General features: G+C 65.2%; 17 protein-coding genes. 9 read left to right on the top strand and 8 right to left on the bottom strand.

Features of this window, described 5'->3' with window-relative positions:
• Nucleotides 1-2,925: an ATP-binding protein gene (locus J2739_RS10525; RefSeq protein WP_309901271.1), complete on the top strand. Its 2,925-nt coding sequence runs from the start codon at nucleotides 1-3 to the stop codon at nucleotides 2,923-2,925.
• On the opposite strand, the gene J2739_RS10520 is transcribed toward J2739_RS10525, so the two are convergent.
• From J2739_RS10520 to J2739_RS10505, 4 genes are all read right to left on the bottom strand, one after another.
• Complete coding sequence (locus tag J2739_RS10520) at nucleotides 2,922-5,819, bottom strand: ATP-binding protein (RefSeq protein WP_309901270.1); 2,898 nt, start codon at nucleotides 5,817-5,819, stop codon at nucleotides 2,922-2,924. The genes J2739_RS10525 and J2739_RS10520 overlap by 4 nt on opposite strands.
• Nucleotides 5,820-5,912: 93 nt before the next feature.
• Nucleotides 5,913-6,407, bottom strand: a complete 495-nt coding sequence (locus tag J2739_RS10515; RefSeq protein WP_309901268.1) for a nuclear transport factor 2 family protein — start codon at nucleotides 6,405-6,407, stop codon at nucleotides 5,913-5,915.
• A gap of 35 nt (nucleotides 6,408-6,442) precedes the next feature.
• The gene (locus J2739_RS10510) at nucleotides 6,443-6,796 is read right to left on the bottom strand and encodes a hypothetical protein (protein ID WP_309901267.1); all 354 of its coding nucleotides are present in this window, start codon (nucleotides 6,794-6,796) and stop codon (nucleotides 6,443-6,445) included.
• A gap of 12 nt (nucleotides 6,797-6,808) precedes the next feature.
• Entirely contained in the window at nucleotides 6,809-7,813 is a 1,005-nt protein-coding gene (locus tag J2739_RS10505) for a LysR family transcriptional regulator (RefSeq protein WP_309901265.1), read from the bottom strand.
• A 253-nt stretch (nucleotides 7,814-8,066) separates the two neighbouring features.
• Between J2739_RS10505 and J2739_RS10500 the strand changes: the two genes are divergently transcribed.
• The 8 genes from J2739_RS10500 to J2739_RS10465 are packed head-to-tail and all read left to right on the top strand — an operon-like array spanning nucleotide 8,067 to nucleotide 15,986.
• Entirely contained in the window at nucleotides 8,067-8,822 is a 756-nt protein-coding gene (locus J2739_RS10500) for an SDR family oxidoreductase (protein WP_309902109.1), read from the top strand.
• A 36-nt stretch (nucleotides 8,823-8,858) separates the two neighbouring features.
• Nucleotides 8,859-9,338: a carboxymuconolactone decarboxylase family protein gene (locus J2739_RS10495; protein WP_309901263.1), complete on the top strand. Its 480-nt coding sequence runs from the start codon at nucleotides 8,859-8,861 to the stop codon at nucleotides 9,336-9,338.
• Nucleotides 9,339-9,356: 18 nt separating this feature from the next.
• The gene (locus tag J2739_RS10490) at nucleotides 9,357-9,839 is read left to right on the top strand and encodes an Ohr family peroxiredoxin (protein ID WP_309902107.1); all 483 of its coding nucleotides are present in this window, start codon (nucleotides 9,357-9,359) and stop codon (nucleotides 9,837-9,839) included.
• 19 nt (nucleotides 9,840-9,858) lie between these two features.
• Complete coding sequence (locus tag J2739_RS10485; protein ID WP_309901262.1) at nucleotides 9,859-11,121, top strand: hypothetical protein; 1,263 nt, start codon at nucleotides 9,859-9,861, stop codon at nucleotides 11,119-11,121.
• Nucleotides 11,122-11,123: 2 nt separating this feature from the next.
• Nucleotides 11,124-11,915, top strand: a complete 792-nt coding sequence (locus J2739_RS10480; protein WP_309901260.1) for an Ig-like domain-containing domain — start codon at nucleotides 11,124-11,126, stop codon at nucleotides 11,913-11,915.
• Nucleotides 11,912-13,369, top strand: coding sequence for an efflux transporter outer membrane subunit (locus J2739_RS10475; protein ID WP_309901258.1), 1,458 nt, complete (start codon nucleotides 11,912-11,914; stop codon nucleotides 13,367-13,369). The genes J2739_RS10480 and J2739_RS10475 overlap by 4 nt, the downstream gene beginning before the upstream one ends.
• The gene (locus tag J2739_RS10470) at nucleotides 13,366-14,946 is read left to right on the top strand and encodes an MFS transporter (RefSeq protein ID WP_309901256.1); all 1,581 of its coding nucleotides are present in this window, start codon (nucleotides 13,366-13,368) and stop codon (nucleotides 14,944-14,946) included. Before J2739_RS10475 ends, J2739_RS10470 begins: the two co-directional genes overlap by 4 nt.
• Nucleotides 14,947-14,951: 5 nt before the next feature.
• Complete coding sequence (locus J2739_RS10465) at nucleotides 14,952-15,986, top strand: HlyD family secretion protein (protein ID WP_309901254.1); 1,035 nt, start codon at nucleotides 14,952-14,954, stop codon at nucleotides 15,984-15,986.
• Between the two features lie 74 nt (nucleotides 15,987-16,060).
• Here the strand turns inward: J2739_RS10465 and J2739_RS10460 are convergent, their stop codons facing one another.
• Genes J2739_RS10460 through J2739_RS10445 form a run of 4 tightly spaced genes read right to left on the bottom strand, consistent with a single transcriptional unit; the run spans nucleotide 16,061 to nucleotide 18,844 of the window.
• Nucleotides 16,061-16,573: a hypothetical protein gene (locus J2739_RS10460; RefSeq protein WP_309901253.1), complete on the bottom strand. Its 513-nt coding sequence runs from the start codon at nucleotides 16,571-16,573 to the stop codon at nucleotides 16,061-16,063.
• Nucleotides 16,546-16,755 carry a hypothetical protein gene (locus tag J2739_RS10455; RefSeq protein WP_309901251.1) on the bottom strand — a complete coding sequence of 70 codons (210 nt, stop codon included), beginning with the start codon at nucleotides 16,753-16,755 and terminating at the stop codon, nucleotides 16,546-16,548. Before J2739_RS10455 ends, J2739_RS10460 begins: the two co-directional genes overlap by 28 nt.
• A complete protein-coding gene (locus tag J2739_RS10450) occupies nucleotides 16,752-17,291 on the bottom strand; it encodes an NADH-quinone oxidoreductase subunit B family protein (RefSeq protein WP_309901249.1) in 540 nt (179 codons plus the stop codon). Before J2739_RS10450 ends, J2739_RS10455 begins: the two co-directional genes overlap by 4 nt.
• Nucleotides 17,291-18,844 carry a hydrogenase large subunit gene (locus J2739_RS10445; protein WP_309901247.1) on the bottom strand — a complete coding sequence of 518 codons (1,554 nt, stop codon included), beginning with the start codon at nucleotides 18,842-18,844 and terminating at the stop codon, nucleotides 17,291-17,293. Before J2739_RS10445 ends, J2739_RS10450 begins: the two co-directional genes overlap by 1 nt.
• Between the last annotated feature and the right edge of the window lie 4 nt (nucleotides 18,845-18,848).

The raw sequence follows: 18,848 nt of genomic DNA, 5'->3' as shown, positions 1-18,848 counted from the left end.
TTGGTAGGCCGTTCAAACGCTGAGAAAGCGATCGATATTTCGCCTGCTCGCGGCGCCAACGCGTCATTCGGGCCGTTCCGGCTGTTTCCTGCCGAGCGCAAGGTCGAGAGGGAGGGCGTTCCGCTTCCATTGAGCAGCCGGGCTCTCGATCTGCTGATCGTGCTCGTCGAGCATGCCGGTGAGACCGTCGGCCACGAAGAGTTGACCTTGCGTGTGTGGCGCGGACTGGTAGTGGACTCGGGAAGCCTCAGGATGCAGATCACCAGCTTGCGCAAAGCGCTGCGTGACGGCGAGGATGGCGTTCGATACATCGAAACTGTCCGGGGCCGAGGCTACTGCTTCGTGGCGCCGGTCAGCCCCCTGAATAGCGCGCCGCCGGTGGATTCGAGGGCGGCCTCCTCGAAGAGCGCCACCCTGTCAAAGCTGGCCCTGCCACCGGCTCCCGGGCGGATGATCGGGCGCGAAGGCGCAGCTTGCGCGATCGCCGCAGACCTGATGTCACATCGTTTCCTGACGATCGTCGGACCTGGAGGCATGGGCAAGACGACATTGGCCGTTGCCGTTGCCCACGCCATGCTGCGGGAATTTCCCGAAGCGGTGTGCTTCGTGAACCTGGGCGCACTCTCGGACCCGGCGCACGTTGCTTCCACCGTCGCGTCGACGCTCGGGGTGACGATCCAGGCCGAAGATGCGCTGCCGGGCTTGAAGCAATCGCTCCGGGGGGCGAGGATGCTCCTTGTCCTCGACAACTGCGAGCATGTCATCTCGGCTTCGGCTGCCCTCGCCGAGCAGATCTTCCGCGAAGCACCCCAGGTGCACATCCTGGCGACCAGCCGCGAGGCTTTGCGGGTCGATGGCGAGTTCACCTACCTGCTGCCCCCGCTGGAGTGTCCGCCACCAGGTCCCGGCCCGCGTGCCGACGAAGCACAGGCGTTCCCGGCGGTCCAGCTCTTCATGGCGTGCGCGGCTGCCAGCGGAAGCGGATTCGAGTTAAGCGATGAGAATGCGGTCGTCGTGGCCGGCATTTGCAGCAGGCTGGATGGCATCGCGCTCGCCATCGAGTTCGCAGCAGGCCGGGTCGGTGCCTATGGCATCGAAGGCGTCGCCAGTCTGTTGGACAGCCGCTTCGGTCTGGATTGGGGCGGCAGACGCACTGCCCTGCCGCGGCAGCAGACACTCCAGGCAACGCTCGATTGGAGTCACGAGCTCCTTTCCGGGAGCGAGCAGGCCGTGCTGCGAAGGCTGGCCGTGTTTGTCGGCACTTTTACCCTCGAGGCCGCTCAGGCAATCGCGCACCGCAAGGGAATCGACGAAGACGAGGTTGTCATCCATGTCGGAGACCTGATCGCGAAGTCTCTCGTGTCGACGGCGACCGCGGAAGATGGAGCCGTGCGCTATCGGCTGCTCGAGACGACGCGGGCCTACGCATCGGAGAAGCTGGAAGCAAGCGGCGAGATGCGTGCCGTCGCGGAGAGCCACGCCAGGTATTTCTCGCGACTTCTGGGTTCTGCTTCCGGCGGGCGCATCGAGCTGTACCGGGGCTCTCGGGCGCTCGTCCTCAATGAAGACTTGGGGAACGTGCGGGCGGCGCTCGACTGGTGCTTCGGCGATGTCGGATTGCGGCCTCGCGATGCGGCCCTCGGAATCGATCTGGCGGTCGCTGCAGCCCCCGCGCTTCTGCAGCGCCTCTTGCTGACCGAGTGCCACAAATGGAGCGCGAAGGCCCTTTCACTGCTGGGCGATGCCGATCGCGGCAGCAGGCAAGAGATGCTTCTGCAGGAAACGCTCGCCGCAGCGGCGATGTGGACTGAAGGAGGCGGCACGGACATACGTGCTGCCATCACGCGCGCTTTGGCTATTGCGCATCAGCTCGGGGAGACCTCGAATCGCCTGCGACTGCTGGTGGGGCTGCACATCTTTTTCGTCCGCGCGGGAGACTTTCGAGCTTCCCTCGCCGTGGCCGAAGAATTGGAAACCGCGGCCCGGACCTCGAACGACTTGTCGTACAGGGTCGTGGCTGACTGGATGCTGGGAGGATCGCATCACTTTCTCGGCGACCAACAGGCCGCGGAGCGCGACTTCCAGGAAGGATTCGGGCGCGCGGGGCCCCGCAACCTGCATTTGTTCGGGCTCGATTACCACGTGCGGGCGCTGGTGACGTACGCCCGTGTCCTTTGGCTCGCGGGCCGCCCCGATCGCGCGAAAGTGATCGCGCAAGATGCGATCGGCGAGGCGGCCGCTTCCGGAAGGTCGGTCGATGTCTGCTTCGCCCTTCTTTACAGCGCTCCGGTGTTCCTCTGGTGCGGTGATTGGAGCGCCGCGGAGACCTCGCTCGCGAAGTTGAAACAACACTCGAACTGGCAGGCCTTGCTGTCGTTTCACACAACCGGCCTTGCCTTGGAAGGCGAACTCCTTGTCCATCGTGGAGAGACCGAGAGGGGTACGGCGATCTTGCGCGAGGCCTTGAGGGCCATGAAGGCCGAGCGACATGCGGTGCTCGTCAATCGGGCAGCTTGCGCGCTCGCGGAAGGACTCATCAGAAGCGGAGAGCTCGACGAGGCGCTCGCCGTCATCGCCGACGCGTTGGCGCCGATGCAGCGGGGCGAAGAGGCGCTGGAGTTGCCCGAGTTGCTCCGGCTTCGGGCCACCGTCCTCCTCCTCATGCCCGGTCAGGGCGAGTCGCAAGCCGAGGACTGCTTCATGCGTTCGCTGGAGTGCGCCCGTCGCCAGCATGCATCGGCCTGGCAGCTGCGAACGGCCACATCGCTCGCGCGGCTGCGAATCACCCAAGGTCGCCGCGAGGAGGCGCATGAGCTTCTTTCCGGCGTCTATCGCTCTTTCAATGAGGGCTTCGGGACGCCCGATCTCGAAATGGCCGAGCGGCTGATGATCGAGTTGAACCACCCCATGGGCTCGGCCCCCTAGCCTTGCGAAATAGGTTGGACGGGCGATCCCAGCTTCGCGAAGAGGCTCCTCGCCGCGACCAGGTCCTCTGTTCCATGTCCTTCGGTGAATCGGCCGTAGACCGGCGCCAGCAGGCGCAGGGCCGAATCGATCCGGCCCTGATTCGACCAGTGGCGTGCGAGGCTGCTGGCCGCGCGCAGTTCCCATGACAACGCCGACTGGCGCTGCGACCATTGAATCGCTTCTACGAAGCATTGCTCGGCAAGTTGCGCATCGGCTCCGGGGGTGCTGGCCAGGATCTCTCCTTTCACGCGCAGCATTTCCGGCATGTGGAGATAGCCGCCCTGCCGTTCGGCCAGCAGGAGCGCTTCGTCGATGGTTCCCAAGGCATGCGCATGTTGTTGCAGGTGGCTCAGCCCCTCCGCCAACGCATGCATGAATGCGCCGGTCCGCATTTCATAGCCGTTGGCGCGCACGGCGCGCAGGCTCTCCTGCAGAAGATTCACGCCGAGCTCGGGCCTTCCGCGCTTGACATGCACCTCGCCTTTCAATCCCAATGCAACCGCTGCATAGGGCGACAGTGAATGCTTCGTCGCGAGGGCAACCAGCCGATCGAGGATTTCTTCCTCCTTTGACCAGTCTCCCCGCCACAGGAATACGGAGCCCGCCCAGATCAGTGCGATGGACATGGAGACCGGGTGCTTCAACATTTCGGCCTGCTCGATGGCGTACTGGGCCACGACTGCCGCATGGTCGCACTCGCCGCGAAGCCAGTGGTAGCGCGCCTTGCCGCACAAGGAAAAGATGCGGTGATTGAAGCCAGGACGTATCGCGCGGGTACGGAGCGCCCCGGCGGCAGCCTGGAGTGCAGCCACGCAATGCTGCTCGGCCTCGACGATGTCTCCGCTCAGGTCCAGGGCCACCGCCAGCATGGAATCGGCTGTTGCCTGCGCCGCCGGATCATCCATTTCCTGGGCGACCGATTTGGCGAGTCGCGCAAGCGCCAGGGCCCCTCGGAAGTCCCCCGTCCTGGCCAGCAAGGTCCCAAGCCCGCCGAGCAGCCTGAATCGGAATGGGAGATCGTGGAGCGCTTCCGCAAGCTCCAGGCTGCGCGAGAAGGCGCGGGTGGCCTCCTCGCCGTCGCCGCCGGTGAACATGAGCGATTGGCCGAGCGACGCCTGAAGTTCCATCTCCCGCCGGGTACCGCGCATCTCGTCGCCCAGCCCCGCGATGGCTTTCTCCATCCAGTCGCGGCATTCGCTCAGCAACGACATCTCCAGCAGCAGCGGCGCTGCGCTCGCGGCCAGCGCCGTGCCGATCTGCACGTCGCCGCCGTCGGACAGGCTCCAGTCGAGCGCGGCCCGGACGTTTCCGAGTATCTCCGCCTGCTGGACCAGCCTGTCCCTGTCGGTGCCGACAGCGGGCAGGGGCGCGCCTTCGAGGAGCTGGCAGTAGTGGGATGCGTGGCGCGAGGCGACGACGAAGCTTTCGCCGGAGTCGACCAGCTTTCTCAGCACATAGACCCGTGTGCTGTCCAGCATCCGATAGCGCATGGCCTTGCCGCCGGCATCGCCCACGAGCAAGGACTTGGCGACCAGGTTGGCCACAGCTTCGACGACCTCCGCGTCGCCGGTTTTGCCAGAACCTGCCACGGCCCGGGCACCCTCCAGCGAGAAGGCCCCGACGAACACCGAAAGGCGTCGCAGGATGATCCGCTCCGCGTCCGGCAACAGGTTGTAGCTCCATTCCAGCGCAGCGCTCATCGTCTGGTGCCGCGGCACCGCGGTGCGGCGGCCGTGCCACAGCATGGTGATGCTCTTGTTGAGCAGGGCCGCGATGCCTTGCACACCGTAGGCATCGAGCCGTCCGGCCGCTATTTCGATGGCGAGCGCGATGCCGTCGAGCTCGCGGCAGATCCTGGCGACAGCCGGCGCGTCGGCGTCGGTAAGCTCGAACCGGTTGGCACCGGCGGCGCCGCGGTCGACGAACAGTTTCACTGCGGCGTAAGCCAGGGCCTCTTCGGCCTTCAGCGTGTCGCTGTCCGGCGGACAAGCGAGGGGTTGCAGCTGATGAACCTGCTCGCCCTGCACGCGCAATGCCTCGCGGCTGGTGGCGAGGATGTGGACTTGAGGCGCCTCCATGAAGATTCGCTCGGCAAGTTCAGCCGCCGGGCCGATGACGTGCTCGCAGCTGTCCAGCACGAGCAGCATGCGCTTGTCGCGCAGGTAGGTGACGATGCCCGAAGCCGCGTCGGAGTGAGCCAGTCCCAGCGTCGCTGCGATCGTGCCGGCCACGTAAGCGCCGTCGGTCACTGCTGCCATGTCGACGAAGCGGACCGCGCCATCGAAGCCGGGAAGCATGGCGTGCGCAACTGCAGCGGCAATCGTGGTCTTGCCCATGCCGCCGGGCCCGACGATGGTCACGAATCGTTTCTGCTCCACTTCGGCCTGAATCAGAGCCGCCGTCGTCTCGCGGCCCACCATGCGTACCGGCAACGGGGGGAGGCCGTTGGCGGCATCGGAAGGAACGGCCGCCGCATTCGGAGCGACGACGGGTTGCAAGCGCGTAACATGTGCCACAAAACAATACCCTTGGCTGGTCACGTTCGTCACGTACCTTGCGTCCGACAGCCCGTCGCCCAGCGCTTTGCGTATCGCGACCATGTGGACCCGGAGACTGCCTTCATCGACGATGACGTCGGGCCAGGCTCGCGCCATGAGCTCCTTTTTGCTGACGATCCGTCCCGCCGAATCGACCAGGGCGATCAACAGGCTGAGCGCACGGCTGCCGAGATGGACGGGAACGCCATCCTTGGCGAGGAGCCCGGGCGATGCGGAAAGCTGGAAAGGGCCGAACGAGGCAACCCAAGTGGCCTGGCTGTCGCGCTCGGCGCCGTCGCTCGTCGGTCTTGTCATCTTCGGGGTCTCTCGAACGGGATCGAGCCCCATTGTCGGATACCCGCCTGGCGCCGTAAATTCAGCGCGCCGCGAATGACTTCAGCGCGACCTTCAGTCCTCTGGCATCGCAGGCGGAGCTCGATCGGCGAGCGCGGCGCGCAGACTTCGAAGGTCGAGGGAGTCGACAGGGCGATTGTTGAGGATGAGCAAGCGCACGATCTTGTCCGCCCTGACCGTGAAATGGAACGCAAGGACCAACGGGCCCGGCAGGCCGGTCTTGTCATAGTCGCCATCCAGGCGGGCCGTGACGATCGCATCCCCGAAGTGCTCGACCACCTTGACGACGCTCATCTTCACCTTGTCCGCGATGATCTCCTGCTCGGCCCACGACCTGATCGCGCCCAGGCCCCAGTAGTCTCGCAATTGGTCATTGACCAAGGCGCCTTCGGCAAAGCAGCCGATCAGCGCATCGGCGTCGCCGGCATTGGTGGCAGCGATATAAGCCGCAACGGGCACTGACATGCCGGCAGGCGCATCGACGGGCCCCGGCTCGCGTGAAAGTGTCATGGTGATCCTCCAGGACGTCGGTCCATCATCGGTGAACACGACATCCCCGCGCCTCGAGCGTTTGTCAAGCTTTGTTAATACGCGCCCGCCTGGTGTGCAGGGGCGCGAGAGGCCGTTCGCACAAACTCCGCCGCCTCTTGCCGGTCGTAGAAGCAGCCGTCCAGCAGGAACCCGGACTGCAGGGAATCACTCACCGCCGTGACCTTGCCCGCCGGGGACCGCGTGACGACCAATTCGTCGGGCAGTCCATCGATCATGTGGATGGGTGCCGGCCGGCCATCGGCGAAGCAGGATGGATAAACATGGCCGGTTTCCAGGTTGCGGAAGGCGGGCCGGAATCCGAGTGAGCGATTGCCCGCACTGACTCCACCGCTTCCTTCGTAGGCGATGTTTTCCTGCCGGAGGGTCTGATGCAAGAGGTGACCCATGTCGAGCTCCTTTCAGGCAGCGATGCCGAGGTCGGCGAGGCACTGGAGGTCGGCCGCGCGAATCTTGGCGGTCATGAAGTCGATGAAGACTCGCATGCGTGACGGCAGGTGCTGCCGGCTCAGGTAGCAGATGTAATGGGCCCTGTCATCGGGGGCGTACTGCACCAGGCACGGAACCAGCGCTCCGGTCTTGAGCGCGTCGCAGATCAGGTAGCCCGACATCTGGGCGATCCCCTGCCCGGCGAGGACGGCCTGGAGGACCAGATCAGCGTCGTTGAAGGCGAGTTTCGCGTGCGGCAGGAACTTGCGCAGTTGACCGTCGACCTTGAACTCCCACTCGAAGACCCGGCCGGAGGGCAGGCGGAAGTTGATGCAGCGATGCTGCGCCAGGTCGTCCACGGTGGAGGGCAATCCGTGATTGCGCACGTACTCGCGGGAAGCGCAGACCAGCATCTGCATGGGAACGATCTGCTTCGCGATGATCTCCGCATCCTCCAGGCGGCCGTTGCGGAACGCAATGTCCACTCGGTCGGATATGAAGTCCATCGGCTTGTCGCTCAGCACCAGGTCGAGCGACACGCCCGGGTAGGCGACCTGAAACTCGCTCAGCAAGGGGGCGATGACCTTGCGGCCGAAGCCGACCGCTGCATTGATGCGCAGCTGACCGCGGGGGGCACCCTCTCGAAGATCCCGCATTTCCTCGACCGCCTCCACGATCCGGTCGACGCCGGTGTGGCACCTGTCATAGAACAGGTCGCCCTCGTGCGTGAGGGTCGTGCTGCGCGTGGTTCGACGGAAAAGGCGGACGTTCAGCTGGTCTTCGAGTTTCTGAACGCTGCGACTGACGGCGGAGCGGCCCACTCCCAGCCGGTCGGCGGCGCGTGCAAAACTCCCTTCCGTCGCAACGGCAATGAAGGCGACCACGCCCGCATAGGTGGTCGCAAAACTCGAGGCCAAAGGGTCGGGGTGCGGCTTGGCAGGCGCGTTCGAGGAGAGGGGCAGGGCAGTGATGGTCATGGGGCGATCCGCTGTTCGAGTCCTGCCAACTCTGCTCGCGGACCCCCCACGAGATCCAGTTAATGCATGTCAATCCTCGTTATGGCACGCGATGCGGAGGAAATGCGCTGAGCGTCCGCCGCCGGCATTGATGCATCGCGATCAACACCATGGCGCCTCCCTCGGGCCTAGTGCAGCGAAGGCACGGTCCCTAGGATTCATGCAAGGTTTTTCCCTCAACCACCGCCCTCTGGGCCTCTCAAGGAAAGTGATCATGAAGATCGTTGTCATCGGCGGCTCCGGCCTGATCGGAAGCAAGCTCGTCTCCCTCCTGCGCGCCCGCCATCACGAGGCCATCGCGGCGTCGCCGGCATCGGGCGTGAACACGATCACGGGCGAAGGGCTGGTCGAGGTCCTGCGCGGAGCCCAGGTCGTGGTGGACGTCGCGAACTCCCCCTCCTTCGAGGACCGGGCCGTGCTCGAGTTTTTCCAGACCTCCGGACGCAACCTGCTGGCGGCAGAAACCGCCGCCGGCGTGAAGCATCACGTGGCCTTGTCCGTGGTGGGTACCGAGCGCCTTGTGGAGAGCGGCTACATGCGCGGAAAGATCGCGCAGGAAAAGCTCATTCGCGAATCAGGCATTCCCTACACCATCGTCCACGCGACGCAGTTTTTCGAGTTCCTGGGGAGCATTGCGCAGGCGGCGACGGAAGGCCAGCAGGTGCGCCTGTCCACCGCCTTCGTGCAGCCCATCGCCTCCGACGATGTGGCCGCTGCAATGGCCGACGCCACCTTGGGCCAGCCTGCCAACGGCTTTATCGAAATCGCCGGCCCGGAACGCGTTCGGCTGGCGGATCTCGTCGAGCGGTTCCTCACACGGACTCAGGACTCTCGCATCGTGGTGCGCGATCCGCAGGCGCGTTACTTCGGCGCACTGCTGGACGATGACACCCTGGTGCCGGGAGCCAACCCGCGCATCGGCGCACTGGGCTTCGACGCCTGGTTCGCCCTTCCCAAGTCGCCGCGCTGAACGCGGCCTGTTTACCAATCGCAAAGGAGCAAAGACATGACCCAACGCCTCGACTACATGCAGCAGTCCTCGGAACTTTTCAAGAAGCTGATCGACTTCAACTACCTGGTGGAGCGCAGCTCGATCGAAGCATCGATCCGCGATCTGGTCGCCGTTCGCGCATCACAGTTGAACGTCTGCGGATTCTGCGTCGACATGCATGTGAAGCAAGCCAAGATCCATGGCGAGCGTGAGCTGCGCATCCACCATCTGGCGGTGTGGCGCGAATCGCCCCTGTTCAACCCGCGCGAACGCGCGGCGCTGGCCTGGACCGAGGCGTTGACGAAGCTTTCCGAGCAGGGCGTGCCGGACGAGATCTACGAACGCGTTCGCACACAGCTGTCCGAGAAGGAAATCTCCGACCTCAGCTTCGTCGTCGCGGCAACCAACGCATGGAACCGGCTCAACGTCGGGTTCAGGATGGTGCCCGGCGCGCACGACAAAGCCTGGGGCCTGGACAAGGCCAAGCTGGACTGAAGCGCGGTGAAGAAGTTGATGGCCCCGCCCGCCAGCCTGCTGGACAGGTACCGCGGGTCGACCTTCGAGCCGGTCTATGCGACCAAGGTCACCGTCACCGGCGGAGAGGCGCGGCATGGCCGTGCCTCGGGCAAGGTCCGGTCGGACGATGGCGAGCTCGAGCTCGACTTGCGCCTGCCCGTGGTGATGGGCGGGGAGGGGGGCGGCACGAATCCGGAGCAGTTATTCGCCGCCGGCTACGGCGCCTGCTTTCATGGCGCGCTGAGCCTGCTTGCCACCAAGCACAGGATCGCAATCCCGGACCTTTCGGTGGAGGTGGAGGTCGCGTTCGGCCGGGACCCGATCGACGGCCAGCACACGCTGACCGCGCACGTCATGGTGCGGCTACCGGGTCTCGAGCTGAAGGTCGCGCAGGAACTGGTCCGCGCGACGGAGCGCATCTGCCCCTACGCCAAGCTGGTTCGCCAGGGCATCGTGAGTTCCGTCCGGGTGCTCGTCTAGTGCCTTTCAAGAAGGCTCATTGGTCATTCAATCATTGCTCAGAGGAGTATTTATGCGTCACTTTGCTATTGCCGTTGCCTGCTGCCTGGGTGCTGCCGTCAATGCGTCTGCGGCAGACATCAAGTCGATATCGCGCCTTTCCGCCGGGCCGAACAATGTGCTGTTCGTCGCGGACTGGAAGACAGCGCGCGTGCACGCGATCGCCCTTCCGGAAGCGGCGCAGAAGCCGGCAGGCGCGTCCTTCAACATCCTCGATCTCGAAGCGCTTCTCTCGAAGCAGGTGGGTCGCGCCAAGATCAGCGTGGAAGACATGGTCGCCCGTCCGGGAACCGCCGAGGTCTATGTTGCCGTCAGCTACGGTGCCGCGAAGGAGCCGGCGCTGTTCGTGATCACCAGCGATCAGAAGGCTCGCCGCGTCGACCTGAAGGCGGCGAAGTCGACTTCGATCGCCCTTCGCGACGCGCCTGACACGGACTATAAGTTCTGGAGAGACGCGCCCGAGCGAAGCTACACGGTCACCGACATGAAGTGGCGCGAGGGCGAACTCTTCATCGCCGGCTTGTCCAACCAGGACTTTACGTCGACGCTGCGCCGGGTCAAATACCCGTTCGACTCGCAACAGTCGACCACGTCGGTGGAGATCTACCACACCGGTCACAACCTGGTCGAAACACGCGCCCCGATTCGGGCGATGAGTTTTGCGAGCTGGGGCGGCAAGCCTTACCTCGTGGCGGCCTATACCTGCACGCCGATCGTCACCATCCCGCTCGAAGATCTGAAGGATGGCGCGCACATTCGTGGCAAGACGATTGCCGAGCTCGGCTATGGAAACACCCCGGCCGGGATGGTCGCCTACACGAAGACCGACCAGGGCAAGACCGAGGACCTCCTGATGCTGGTCAACTTCGAACGAGGGGCGAGCGTCATTCCGGTGTCCCAAGTGCAGGACGCAAGCGCCCGGCCAGGCATCGAGACCGTGGTCCCGTTCGGGCAGCTCACAGGCCTCGATACGACGCCGGCACCGCTGGCCGGTGCGATGCGCATCGACAACCTCGACGAGAAGTCGTTCATCGTCGTTCGCCGGCAGCTCGAGAAGGACGCGTTGCAGCTGGTGACCATCGGGAAGGACCTGAGCTTCAGGCTGAGCGACTTCGTTTCCGAGTACGCCTTCCAGGAGTACAGCTTCAAGGGCGATGACTTTCAGCTGAAGTACATCAAGCCCAGACAGGACATCCTCCTGCAGGAGGAGGGCTTCGCGGATCAGATCAAACCGTCGAACTAGCCATGAAGCTGCATCGATGGGCCGGCGTGACCGGTCTCGCGATTGCGCTCGCTTGTGGTCCTTCGCAGGCCCGGCAGCCAACGGCACGCGTCGTCGAGGTTCAACCGTCGGGGCCGGAGGTCCCGGCCAACCTTCTTCGCATCTCGATGCGCTTTGCAGCGTCGGTCGAAGGCGCATTGCTTCCCAGGCTCTCCTTGATGCGTGCCGACGGAAGGCCGATCGAGGAGCCCTTTCTCGAGCAGGAGCTCTGGTCTCCAGGCGGCAAGGTGCTGACGATCATGATGCATCCTGGACGCGTCAAGAGCGGACTGAACGCACGCGCGGCGATGGGTCCGATCTTCTCGACGGGAGACGAGGTGGCGCTTGCGCTCGATGGACGTCCCATCAAGCGATGGAGGGTCGGGCCCGCGGATGAGACCGGCCCGGTGGCGTCGGCGTGGAAGGTGTCCGACGTGCGCGTCGAGTCGAAAGAACCCCTCGTGGTGAGGCTCGACGCGCCGATCGACGGACGGGACGCCGACTACCTGGCGGTCGCCGACGCCCACAAGCGCCGAGTGCCCGGGCGTGCCCGGCTCACGGACGGCGAAAACACCTGGACGTTCACGCCGAACGCGCGTTGGCGAGCAGGCACGTACCAGCTCGTAGCCCGCGGCACTTTGGAGGACTCGGCCGGGAATCGTCTCGGCGGCCAGTTCGAGACTTCCATGGATTCGCCGCCTGGACAGCCGGTCGACGCCATGCTTGCCTTCACGGTGGGCCGGTCACGGCGCCCAAGCCACGGAGTTGACCAATGAACTTGCCGTGGGCTCTGTCACAACTGCAGCGGTGCATCGGCGCGGCGCTGTGCGCAGCGTCGCTGGCCGGCTGCGCGGTCGGCCCCGACTTCGCGAAGCCGGTGACCGCGCTTCATGACATGGCTCTGACGCCCCGGCAAGAGGGCGCAAGCGTTCCCACGACTTCCGACGCCGGAGTTCCCTCTCAATGGTGGATGCTGTTCAACGATGCCGTGCTGGCGGACCTCGAATTGCGTGCCCAAGGCCACAACCTCGATCTGCAAATGGCGTCCGAACGCATTGAACAAGGCCGTGCGCAACTGGGAATCACCTCCGCAGATCTACTGCCCAGCGTGGGAGCCGGGGCGAGCTACGTCCGTGAGGCGCTCAGCGAACACGGCAAATTCGCCGCACTGGGAGCGCCTACGCGCCCCAGCGATTTCTGGCAGCTTGGATTCGATGCCAGCTGGGAGATCGACCTGTGGGGCCGTGCGCGACGCGCCCGCGAGGGAGCCACGGCTTCGCTGGAAGCCACGCTGTACGACCGTGAAGCGACGCGGGTGGCGCTGTCCGCCGAAGTGGCACGCACGTACCTGGAGTTGCGGGGCACGCAGGCGCAACTGGACATTGCGCAGCAGAACCTTGCGGTCGCGGAACGCCTCGTTGGCCTGGCGGAAAGCCGCGGGCGCAACGGCATCGCGACCCGGTTCGAGATCTCTTCGGCTCTCGCGCAGCTGGGGACGATCAAGTCCACGATCCCCGGGCTGACCGAGCATCGCAACGCACTCATGAACGCCCTTGCCTTGTTGCTGGGCGAGGAGCCGCGCGCACTCGACGCTCAATTGCGCGGAACCATGCCGCTGCCTTCGCTTCCTGCAAGCGTGCCGGTAGGCATCACCTCCGAATTGGCGCATCGCCGGCCCGACATCCTGCGCGCCGAAGCACAACTTCATGCTGCGGTGGCGTCCATCGGGGTCGCCAAGGCTGATTTTTATCCACGCATCGGATTGCGGGGGCGGGTTGGCCTGGAAGCGTTCGAGCTCGGCGACCTTGGCAGTTGGGACTCGCGATTCTTCTCCGTGGGCCCGACCGTGTATCTCCCCCTCTTCCAGGGCGGCCGGTTGGTGCAACGCCTCGCGCTCAGCGAAGCGCGGCAACGGGAGGCCGCGCTCGCCTATCGGCAAACGGTGCTGCGCGCGTGGCACGAAGTCGACAACGCATTGGATGCCTTGACGGCCCGGGAGCGGCAGTACGCCGAGCTGCTGGCTTCGTATGAGCAGAACAGGCAGGCCCTGCATGTTGCCGAGCGGGGCTACCAGGAGGGAGCCGCCGACTACCTCAGCGTACTGACGGCGCAGCGCAACGTGTTTGCCAGCCAGAGCAGCCTCAACGCCAGTGCAACCGGTGCGACGCTCGCCCTGGTGCATCTCTACAAGTCGCTGGGGGGCGGCTGGGACCCGGAGGCGCGGCCATGAACACTGCCGCATGGCCTGAGCCCGCCGGCATGCCCGCCGCTGAAGCGGGCGCCGCCAAGCCCTCGAAGCGGGCGCTGGCCGGGCTCGCAGGCATTCTGCTGGCCGCCTTGATGGCAGGCTTGAACAGCCGCGTCGCTTCGCTGGCGCTCGCGGATATCCGCGGCGCACTCGGCCTCGGCCTGGATGACGCATCCTGGTTGACCACCGCTTACAACGCCGGCGAGCTGATCGCCATGCCATTCGCTGCATGGTTTGCCATCACGCTTTCGGTCCGCCGCTTCAGTCTCTGGACGCTGGGCGTCTGCGCCACCGTCGCGGTGGCCCTTCCCCTTCTCCAGAACCTGGATCTGTTGCTGGCCCTGCGATTCCTGCAAGGTCTCGCAAGCGGCACGCTCATTCCATTGCTGATGATGGTGGCCTTGAAGTCCCTGCCACCATCGATCCGCCTGCACGGGCTGGCACTCTATGCGTTGACCGCGACCTTCGCGCCCCAGCTGTCGACCTGGCTGGCCGGGCATTGGACGGATGGATTGTTCGATTGGCGCTGGGTGTACTGGCAGATCATTCCTCTCGCAGGCATCGCGGCATCGCTGGTGGCATGGGGTTTGCCGCGCGAGCCGATCCAGATCGGACGCTTCCGGGAAGGCAACTGGTCCGGCATGGCGTGCGGAGTGCCCGGGCTCGGCCTCATCGTCGTTGCATTGGACCAGGGCGTACGGCTGGACTGGTTCCAGTCGCCGCTGATCGCCGTGTCGCTGGTGGCCGGGTCGGTTCTGTTCGCCGTCTTCCTGCTGACCGAGTGGTACCACCCATCTCCCTTCGTCAAGCTGCAGATCTTGGAGCGCCGCAACCTGGGGCTGGGCTTCACGCTCTTCCTCTTCCTGTTGGTGACGCTGACATCCGGTTCCCTGCTGCCGGCCTACTACCTGGGCAACGTGCAGGACTACCGCCCCGTGCAGATGGCGCCTGTCGCGTTGCTCGTCGCGCTGCCTCAGCTGATCCTGGGGTCGGCCGTCGCGGTGTTGCTGTACCAGAAGTGGGTCGATGCGCGCATCGTGTTCGCGTCAGGGCTGGCGCTGATTGCCCTGGCCTGTTTCTTCGGCATGCATCTGAGCTCCGACTGGAACCGAGACCAGTTCGTCATGGCGCAAACGCTGCAGGCCGTCGGCCAGCCCATGGCCGTCGTGGCCATGCTGTTCCTGGCGACCAGCGTCGTGCAGCCCCACGAAGGCCCCTATGTGTCCGGACTGATCAACACCTTGCGCGCCTTCGGGTCGCTGGCCGGCGTGGCACTGGTCGCGCAGCTCATGATCGTCCGCAAGCGCTTTCACGCCGAAATGCTCCTCGATCACGCGGCGCGGGTGGCCCACTCGGTCCCGGATGCATTGCCCCCTTCGCAACTGTTGGGAATCGTCGGCCGGCAATCGCTGGTGATGTCAGTCGGCGATGCCTATCTCGTGCTTGGCGTGCTGGCACTGCTGCTGATCCCGATGGTCCTCAAGCTCAGCTACGTTCCCCCGCCGGACACGCGCGCGCCCTCCGCGACCTCCCCTGTCCCATCTCCTTCGCAAGGATGACCACCATGGCATCACCAAAAAAGGCCAAGATCACCGGTGTTGCGCTGCTGCTCGCGGTGGCGACCGGCTGCACCCTCTACCTCAATCGGGCCGAATCCAGCGCATCAACCCAGTCCACGGATGACGCCTACGTCCAGGCGGATTTCACGATGGTTGCGCCGCAAGTGCCCGGCATCGTGAACAACGTGCTGGTCAAGGACAATCAGCCGGTCCGGGCAGGCGATCTCCTGGCCGTGCTCGACGACCGTGACCTGGTCGTGGCCCTGAATGCGGCGAAGGCCCGGGTCGCCAGTGCCCAGGCGAGCATCGGAAGCCTGCAGGCGCACCTGGTTCAGCAGGAGGCTGCCATTCGCCAGGCGCAAGCGGCGCTTGCAGCAGACGATGCCTCGCTCCAGTTGGCCAGGGAAAACCAGGTGCGCTATCGCAATCTGTCCAAGGACGGGGCCGGTACGGTGCAGGCCTTGCAACAGGCCGATGCGCAGGTCAGCATCCAGTTGGCCATCCGCGAGAAGAACCAGGCGGGCGTCTCGGCCGCCCGGCAGCAAGTGACGATTCTCAATGCGGACTTGGAAAACGCGCGGGCAGCTCTCGACCAGGCACGGTCTGCAGAATCGGCCGCTGAACTCAAGCATTCGTATACCCGAATCACGGCGCCGATCGGAGGGACGGTCGATCACAAATCAGTTCGCGTCGGCGCCTTCGTCAACGCCGGCCAGCCCCTGCTGGCGATCGTCCCGCTGGCAGATGCCTACATCACCGCCAATTTTCGGGAGACCCAGTTGGCGCGTGTACGGCCGGGGCAGGCCGTGCAGATCGAGGTCGACGCCTTGCCGGGCGAGAAGCTGAAGGGTGTCGTGGAAAGCCTGGGCCCGGCCAGTGGTGTCAGCTATTCCGCCGTCGCCCCCCACGAGGCCACCGGCAACTTCACGAAGATCGTCCAGCGCCTGCCTGTGCGGATTCGCATCGACCCAGGGCAAGCGGCGGCGGCCAGGTTGCGCGTCGGCATGTCCGTCGCGGCGTCGATTCGTGTCGATGGATGACTTCGCATTGGTGCGCAAAAGCGCCGTTGTTCAGCCCATGGGCTCCAGCCGAACGATGCGCGAGTCGACCGACATCACACCAAAAGCGTCGCCAACTCAAGTCCTAGGCAATCGGCCGCCGCCAGCAAGGCTCGGCTGGGAGGTGGGATCTTGGTACCGAGCATTTCCACGACCCCCAAGACCTCCGCGTCGGTTTGCACTGCGATCCAGATGCCACCTTGCATGCCGGCGGCCCGAGCGTCCAGCGATCGCGGCAAGCACATGTCCCTCACCAGATCAGTTGTCCAGATCGAGCGTCGACTTCGCCAAACGTGACCTGCTGTGCCTTCGCTCAGCGAGAGTCTGCGAGCAACAGTGTTCGACTGCAGCGACGCCGTCTGCAAACCTGGCTTGGACCAGACGACGGCTGCGCGCAACGTCATGGTGACCGCGTCGACCTTCCAGTACGTCGCCCAGTCACAGTCCAGTGCTGCGGCAAGGCGTTGAAGTGCGCACGACGGAATCTCCCGCAAGCCCATCCGCGCATCCTGCAAACGTACTTCATCCAAGGCACGCTTGCTCAGGACAGAAAATCGCTGCGCATCCATTTCGATCTTTCGTTTTCAGGTTTGCTGCCCGCGCTCTTCCCGCTCTCCGTCGGGGCAAGCCGGTTCAGCCTCCAACTTTGCGACTTGGGTTGATCCTCCTGCAGCCGACGGTGCAAGGCATCAGGGCCTTGCGCTGCATTCGCAAGAATCCCCTCGGCCATGCCACTGCCCGGTATCTTCATGGAGAGCGCCTACGGCGATGGACCTGCTGTCGCTCCTGAACAGCGCCAAGGATCCCACGCAGGATCTCGATCGGCGGCGGGGGACAGCCGGGTACCGCCACATCCACAGGAATCACATTCGCCACCTTGCCGCAACTGGCGTAGCTCTCGCCGAAAACGCCGCCGGTGCAGCCGCAATCGCCCACGGCGACCACCAGCTTCGGCTCCGGCGTGGCATCGTAGGTGCGCCGCAATGCCTCTTCCATGTTGCGCGACACCGGCCCGGTCACCAGCAGCATGTCCGCGTGGCGCGGACTGGCGACGAACTTGATGCCGAGTCCCTCGATGTTGTAGTAAGGGTTGTTGAGTGCGTGGATCTCGAGCTCACACCCGTTGCATGAGCCGGCATCGACCTGGCGGATCGTCAGCGCCTGACCCAGGATGGCGAGGATGTCGCGCTGGATGCGATCGACAGCGGCGTGGTCGGCCTCATCAACCTGGGGTGCCGGCTCGGTGACGATGCCGGTACGGACGATCTGCTTGAGGATGTGCCACATCAGAGGTCGTGACCCGAGTAGCTCAGGTTGAAGGACTTGTTGATCAGCGGAAAGTCCGGAACGATGTTGCCGATGATGGCGTGCTCGAGCACCGGCCAGTTCTGCCAGGACGGATCATGGCAATGGCATCGCACGATGCGGTCATCTCCATCGATCTCCAGTGCGACGAGAACCTCGCCCCGCCAGCCTTCGACCCAGCCTGCACCCAGCGATGCCGAGGCCTGGGGCCGAAGCTCGACATGAGCGGCGCCGTCCGGCAAGCCCGAGCAGATGGCGCGGATGAGCCGCAATGACTCGAATGTTTCCTCGAACCGCACCGCCACGCGTGCGGCAACATCGCCGTCGCTGTGCGTCACGATCGTGGCCTTCAACCGATCGTAGGGCGGCCATGGGAAGTCGCAGCGCAGGTCGGCCATCTGCGCGCTGGCGCGCCCCGCGAGGCCCGTCAGGCCGAGTTGTGCAGCCAGCTGAGGCATTACCCGTCCGGTGCCGACAAAGCGGTCCTGCAGGCCCGCGTGTTCATCGTAGATGCGACGCAGCGCGCGCACCTCTCGCTCGATCGCGTCGCACTGCGTGCTCAGGCGAGCCCGCATCGGGGGTGTCAGATCGGTCGCCACGCCGCCGGGCACGATGGCATCCATCATCAGGCGGTGGCCAAAGATCTCCTTGGACAGCCGCAACCAGTCCTCGCGCAGGCGAGAGAACTGCGCCAGCCCGAAGGCCAGGGCTGCATCGTTCCCGAGAGCGCCGAGATCGCCCAGGTGATTGGCCACACGCTCGCGCTCCAGCATCAGCGCGCGCAGCCAGGCGGCGCGAGGCGGGATCTCGCAGTTCCACGCCGTCTCGAGCGCCATGCTGTAGGCCCAGGCGTAAGCCACCGTCGTGTCGCCCGAGATTCGTCCCGCGAGGCGGTGCCCCTCGAGCGGCATCAGTTCCGTGAACCGGCGCTCGATGCCCTTGTGCGTGTACCCAAGATGCTGTTCCAGCCTGAGCACCTTCTCGCCCACGACAGAGAAGCGAAAGTGGCCGGGCTCGATGATGCCGGCATGCACGGGCCCGACGGCGATCTCGTGTACCCCGTCGCCGTCGACGCGCACGAAGGGGTAGTTGGCAGGTAGCGCGCCGGCGGCAGCAGTTGCGTCGGGCTGGGGCGCGTGCTGCAGCGGCGATGATCCGGGTGGCCACACCCCGTGGTTGAGCCAAGGGCGATCATCACGGCTGCCCTCGGCCCGGATGCCTGACAGGTCGGCCACGGCGCGCTGCATGCGCTCCGCGCACGGGAATGCAACGGCCAGATCGGGAAACCCTTGCGCCGCGTCGTCGAGCTTCAGTTCGACCCAGACCAGCCCCTCGGAAACGGCATAGGCTGCACAGGCTGCCATTCCGTCGCCGGACGCGCTGCGGTCAACGCCCCAGACCGAAACCAGCCGTCCACCCGCGTGCGCGATGCTGCGCGCCGCGGTGCCCCAGGCGTCCCGACTCACCCGCGCATGCCAGGCAGGCAGGGGCGCCGGCAGGCGTCGCAGATCGGTTCCGAGTTCCGGCCGCGTCATTTGA

The organism is Variovorax soli (assembly GCF_031454625.1).
Classification (GTDB): Bacteria; Pseudomonadota; Gammaproteobacteria; order Burkholderiales; family Burkholderiaceae_C; genus Variovorax; species Variovorax soli_A.
Note: the sequence above shows the minus strand (reverse complement) of the source record. Positions and strands in the feature narration are given on the sequence as shown.

What these genes read in the sequence shown, in the direction of transcription:
- J2739_RS10520 (WP_309901270.1), bottom strand. Translation starts at nt 5,819, where the DNA reads ATGACAAGACCGACGAGCGACGGCGCCGAGCGCGACAGCCAGGCCACT.
- J2739_RS10510 (WP_309901267.1), bottom strand. Translation starts at nt 6,796, where the DNA reads ATGGGTCACCTCTTGCATCAGACCCTCCGGCAGGAAAACATCGCCTAC.
- J2739_RS10505 (WP_309901265.1), bottom strand. Translation starts at nt 7,813, where the DNA reads ATGACCATCACTGCCCTGCCCCTCTCCTCGAACGCGCCTGCCAAGCCG.
- J2739_RS10500 (WP_309902109.1), top strand. Translation starts at nt 8,067, where the DNA reads ATGAAGATCGTTGTCATCGGCGGCTCCGGCCTGATCGGAAGCAAGCTC.
- J2739_RS10495 (WP_309901263.1), top strand. Translation starts at nt 8,859, where the DNA reads ATGACCCAACGCCTCGACTACATGCAGCAGTCCTCGGAACTTTTCAAG.
- J2739_RS10490 (WP_309902107.1), top strand. Translation starts at nt 9,357, where the DNA reads ATGGCCCCGCCCGCCAGCCTGCTGGACAGGTACCGCGGGTCGACCTTC.
- J2739_RS10480 (WP_309901260.1), top strand. Translation starts at nt 11,124, where the DNA reads ATGAAGCTGCATCGATGGGCCGGCGTGACCGGTCTCGCGATTGCGCTC.
- J2739_RS10475 (WP_309901258.1), top strand. Translation starts at nt 11,912, where the DNA reads ATGAACTTGCCGTGGGCTCTGTCACAACTGCAGCGGTGCATCGGCGCG.
- J2739_RS10470 (WP_309901256.1), top strand. Translation starts at nt 13,366, where the DNA reads ATGAACACTGCCGCATGGCCTGAGCCCGCCGGCATGCCCGCCGCTGAA.
- J2739_RS10465 (WP_309901254.1), top strand. Translation starts at nt 14,952, where the DNA reads ATGGCATCACCAAAAAAGGCCAAGATCACCGGTGTTGCGCTGCTGCTC.
- J2739_RS10460 (WP_309901253.1), bottom strand. Translation starts at nt 16,573, where the DNA reads ATGGATGCGCAGCGATTTTCTGTCCTGAGCAAGCGTGCCTTGGATGAA.
- J2739_RS10455 (WP_309901251.1), bottom strand. Translation starts at nt 16,755, where the DNA reads ATGAAGATACCGGGCAGTGGCATGGCCGAGGGGATTCTTGCGAATGCA.
- J2739_RS10450 (WP_309901249.1), bottom strand. Translation starts at nt 17,291, where the DNA reads ATGTGGCACATCCTCAAGCAGATCGTCCGTACCGGCATCGTCACCGAG.
- J2739_RS10445 (WP_309901247.1), bottom strand. Translation starts at nt 18,844, where the DNA reads ATGACGCGGCCGGAACTCGGAACCGATCTGCGACGCCTGCCGGCGCCC.